At 69.3% G+C, this 4,504-nt stretch carries 3 protein-coding genes; 2 read left to right on the top strand and 1 reads right to left on the bottom strand.

Translation table 11 applies throughout. From position 1 onward, the window contains the following. The first annotated feature begins 328 nt into the window (after window positions 1-328). Both FV228_RS21185 and FV228_RS21180 read left to right on the top strand, forming a co-directional pair. Window positions 329-766 carry a histidine kinase gene (locus FV228_RS21185; protein WP_147856417.1) on the top strand — a complete coding sequence of 146 codons (438 nt, stop codon included), beginning with the start codon at window positions 329-331 and terminating at the stop codon, window positions 764-766. A gap of 580 nt (window positions 767-1,346) precedes the next feature. Further along, complete coding sequence (locus tag FV228_RS21180; RefSeq protein WP_238262428.1) at window positions 1,347-3,338, top strand: methyl-accepting chemotaxis protein; 1,992 nt, start codon at window positions 1,347-1,349, stop codon at window positions 3,336-3,338. 245 nt (window positions 3,339-3,583) lie between these two features. Here the strand turns inward: FV228_RS21180 and FV228_RS21175 are convergent, their stop codons facing one another. Continuing rightward, window positions 3,584-4,390 (bottom strand): TetR/AcrR family transcriptional regulator, encoded by an 807-nt coding sequence (locus FV228_RS21175; RefSeq protein ID WP_187277848.1) that lies wholly within the window; start codon window positions 4,388-4,390, stop codon window positions 3,584-3,586. Window positions 4,391-4,504: the final 114 nt, after the last annotated feature.

Genomic DNA, 4,504 nt, shown 5'->3' with positions numbered 1-4,504 from the left:
CTCCGGCACCGCGCGCGGCGCCAGCGGAGAGACGGGCGGGGATTTCGCGGACGACATCGACTCAAAGCTCCGGCAGCGCGCGGGGCGTCCCGCGGCGGCCCGGTGTTGCCCGCGCGACCCCGGGGCCGTCAACCGTACGCCGCCGCCGCGTGGGGCGGCGGGCCGCGTCGGCGGCCTCAGCACGTGTGCTGCTCAACTGTGAGGCTGCATGCGCTTTGGGCAGTGCCGCCGCCGAATGCGGCGTCTTCGCGGCGGCAGACTTGCGCGAGGCTTGGTTCCCGGCATAGCATGGTGCATCGCAATGCCAGAGCGAGGTCGAGTGCGGACGATGCCCACAACCGACGTCGAGACGGCCTCCGGCAGGCTGCCCCAGGGCGTCTGCTACCGGATCCAGGTGCTGGTCGTCGGCCGCCACAAGCGCTGGCGCGACGAGATCTCCACCGAGATCCGGATGCTGGGCTATCAGGTGACCGCCTGCGACCGGGGCGTCGACGCCATGACGGTGCTGGCCCTCGGGCTGCCCGTGGACGTGATGGTGGTGGATGCGGCCCTGCAGGGCGGCGGCCTGTGCTGCGCGCAGCTCGCGGTCGAGGCGCGGGCCCTGCGCCCGGGCCTGCGCATCGTCCTGTCCAGCGATCCGTTCGACCCGCCGCCGCAGGAAGCCTCGGTGCTGGTTCCGGACGCCCTGTTCATCCAGCGCGAGCAGTTCCAGGACGGGATGGTCGCGAGCCTGATGCGCGAGGCGCTGGCCAACCGCGCGGCCTGACGGGCCTGTATCCCGCCGGCCGATTCGCGAGTCCGGTACCCCCGAGACTTGTTGCCTGACCTGGCGCGGCGTGGATGTCGGGAGGTTCCGCCGCACGTCGAATCGCTCACCATTCCGCGCGCCGGGATGTCGTCCGGGGCGGGTGCCGTACCCCCGGATCCCGGGGAGCGCGCCGGCGATGCACCGGTCGTCACCACGAAAAGCTGACCCCGTGCCATCCTGGTTCGTCTGCTTATCGCCGACACCTGGCCCATAAAGTTTCCTGGCTATGCATTTGGAGACCAGATAATTCAGCTCGCTGTTCCCAATGTATCGATAAGTTTCATCTCGTTTCAGAAAGAACCCGGATCAGAAAGATAGTGATTTTTCTTTTATCAAATCTCGAACGCGGTGAACATGCATTTGGAGAATGTGGGGCGCATCACAAAGCATGATTGGCCCGCCAGTATCAGATTTTGATAATTTATCTTTTAATTATTCTCATGATTTACGAATTAATCTTGACACATGAATGTCATTCGACCGATTTTTATGGGTGCCGTGCCCATCGATGGTACGCATCAATGAAAGTTGTACGCCTGTGACCTTGGGAATCCGCCACCGGCTCTACGCCGGCTTTGCGATGCTTGTGCTGATCGCTGCCGGCATAGGTGCCTTCTCGCTTCATCAGCAGAGCACGATCGATGGGTATTACGACGCGCGCTCTCGTCTGGACCAAGGTTCGCGGTCGATCCTCGCGATCAGCAACCTCGCCCTCCGCCTGACCGGCGCCGCAGAGAAGTACCGCTTCGAGTCGGATCCCGCGCAGGTCGCCGCGATCGAGCAGATGCGCCAGGCGATCGAGGCCGCGAGCATCAACCACCTCGTGGCGACCCCGAGTGAAGAGCGGCGCAGGATCTACGGTGAGATCCGCGACGAGGCGCGGGCCCTGAAGCCGGGACTGGAGCGACTCGCGGCGGCCGGCTCGACGTTGACCGAAACCAGAACCGCCATGTTTGCGGGCGGGGATCAGCTCACGCGCTTCGCCGACGCACTGATCGCCGAGGCGCGCGGCCGTGGCGACGACGCATTGATCTATCGGGTTCAGGCGGTCGAGAACGCCGTGCTGCGGACCCGGCTCGCCGCCGCGCGCCTCACGATCAGACTGCGTCCGGAGGATCGGGGCGTCTTCGCGGAGGCTGTCGAGCAGACCCGCGCCGCCTTGCGGGCGTTCGAGACGGGCGGCGCAACACTCATGCCGATGGTCACGGCCATCGCCAAAGCGCTGGATACCTATGCCGGCACCGTTACTGCCTATGACGACGCGGCGAGCAACGTCAAAGCGACCTTCGAGCTTGGCATCAAGTCGCAAACCGACAAGATCGAACAGCACGCCGAGACGGCGCGCACGAGGGTGATGTCCCAGGTCGCCGAGATTTCGGCGACGACGTCGGCCGCGGTGGCGAGCGCTCAGCGGGGGCAGATCGGCCTGGTCGGCCTGACCGTGGGGGTCGGTGGTCTTCTGGCCTTCCTGATCGCCCGCAGCGTCATCCGGCCGGTCACCGCCATGACCGACGCGATGAAGCGCCTCGCCGAGGGCGACACCGCTGTCGAGGTTCCGGCGCCGAGGGCCAGGGACGAGATGGCCGAGATGGCCAAGGCGGTGGACGTGTTCCGGCAGAACGCCATAGCCCGCGCCGACCTGGAGGCCGCCCAGGCCGCCGAGCAGGCGACCCGCCTGAGCCGGGCCGAGCGGGTCGACCAGCTGGTCCGCGCCTTCCAGCAGAACGTCGCCGCCTCGCTCGAGGTCGTCACCGGGGCCGCCACGGAACTCGATGCCACGGCGCGCTCGATGACCCAGGTCGCCGACGACACCAACACCCAGGCGGTGGCCTCCAGCGCCGCCGCCGAGCAGGCCTCCACCAACGTCCAGACCGTGGCGGCCGCCGCCGAGCAGATGGTCGCGTCGCTGCAGGAGATCGAGCGGCAGGTGATCCGCTCGAACGAGGTTGCGGGCCACGCGGCCCACGAGGCCGAGGCCACCAACACCGCCATGGCCAGCCTGCGGCTCGCCTCCGAGCAGATCGGTGCGGCGGTGACGACGATCTCGGGGATCGCCGGGCAGACCAACCTGCTGGCCTTGAACGCCACGATCGAGGCGGCGCGGGCCGGCGATGCGGGCCGGGGATTCGCCGTCGTGGCCTCGGAGGTGAAGGAGCTGGCCGGCCAGACCGCCAAGGCCACCGAGGAGATCGGCGGCCAGATCGCGGCGATCCAGGCGGCCACCCATCAGGCGGCCGCCGCGATCGAGCAGATCGCCCGCACGATCACGGCGGTGAACGAGATCAGCGGCGCGATCGCCTCCACGGTGGTGCAGCAGACCGCGGCGACCAGCGAGATCTCGCGCAACGCCGGCGAGGCCGCCCGCGGCACCCGCGACGTCTCGTCGAACGTCGCCCAGGTGCTGGCCTCCTCCGGGGAGACCGGCAGCGCCGCCACGCAGGTGCTGCACGCGGCGTCCCAGCTGGCCAGCCAGTCCCAGAAGGTCCGCCAGGAGGTCGACGGCTTCCTGCGGGACATCCAGGCGGCCTGAGGCGGGGCGCTTTTCGGTCGCCGGGCGCCCCAGGATGGGGCGCTTGCGGATCCCCGCATCGGGCCGGGCAACCCGGCCGCAGGGATCCGGCTCAGATCCTCTCTTCCGTTCGGGCTGCGGGATTCACCCGTCTCTCCCGAACCCCAAGGTTCTGGAAGGAAGGCGCTTTTCCCCTCCCCCTTGCGCAGGATGAGGGGCGGGGGTGGGATGACGCAGGCGCCGAAGGCGGCACCCGATTCGAACGGTCAGATCGCCGCCGCGGGATCCGTCTCGTCGCCGTCCGGCTCGCGCCGGCTCCGGGGGCGGCGGTCGAGGAGGGACCGGCCGAGCGCGCGCAACGGCGCGGTCAGCCGTCGGGCATCCTCGGCGCGCTCCATGAGGCGCTCGCCGTTGCGGATCTCCTTGTCGAGCTTGGCCATCGTCCGAGCGAGCGCGGGATCCTCGTCGTCGAGCCAGACCCGGGTGACGCGGGCGAACGCGATCACCACGCCCTGGAGCTTGAGCTGGCCCAGCGGCCCCTCGGTGTCGATCCCAGCCGCCGCCAGCATGTAGCGGTGCGAGTTCAGCATCACGCTGTTGAGCGCCAGCATCGACAGCGGCTCGCCGCGCAGCGCGTAGGCGATCCGGCGCAGCGCCGGCTTGTAGGGGGTCATCGCGTCGAGCCGGCGCATCAGCACGTCGAACAGCCGCTCGCGGGTCGGCTCCTCCTCGAGGCCGGCGCTGTCGCCCTCCAGGACCTTGCGGTCGATGATCCGGGTCAGGCCGCCGAGCACCGCGCCCTTCGAGGGGAACAGGTCGCGCAGCTCCGCAAGCGTCAGGCCCGCCTCGCGGGCGATGTCGCCGATCTCGATGTCGTTCCAGGGCTGCTCGGCCGCGAGCCGCATCAGCGCCTCGACCGCGGCCTCGCGGGGCGACAGCTTCGGCGAAGATTCGGAATGCGCCTGGGTCTCCGGCGCCGGGCCGGCCGGGCCGGCCTGGTCCGGGGCCGCGCCATCCTGCGGGATGCTCGCGCCCTTGCGGGTACGCTTCGACGGGGCTCTGGTCTCGGTCATGGGTCTGTCGCCCGCTCCTGTCGGTCGTCGAGCCCCTATCTAGGGATGGCGGCGGCGATGGGCAGGGCCGTCGCGCGGCGATGCCGCACGGATGTCAGCCGGCGAGCTCGGCGG

This window comes from Methylobacterium sp. WL18, from assembly GCF_008040015.1.
Classification (GTDB): domain Bacteria; phylum Pseudomonadota; class Alphaproteobacteria; order Rhizobiales; family Beijerinckiaceae; genus Methylobacterium; species Methylobacterium mesophilicum.
Note: the sequence above shows the minus strand (reverse complement) of the source record. Positions and strands in the feature narration are given on the sequence as shown.

Bases quoted from the DNA above. Each gene is read 5' to 3' on its own strand.
- FV228_RS21185 (WP_147856417.1), top strand. From the start codon at position 329: ATGCCCACAACCGACGTCGAGACGGCCTCCGGCAGGCTGCCCCAGGGC.
- FV228_RS21175 (WP_187277848.1), bottom strand. From the start codon at position 4,390: ATGACCGAGACCAGAGCCCCGTCGAAGCGTACCCGCAAGGGCGCGAGC.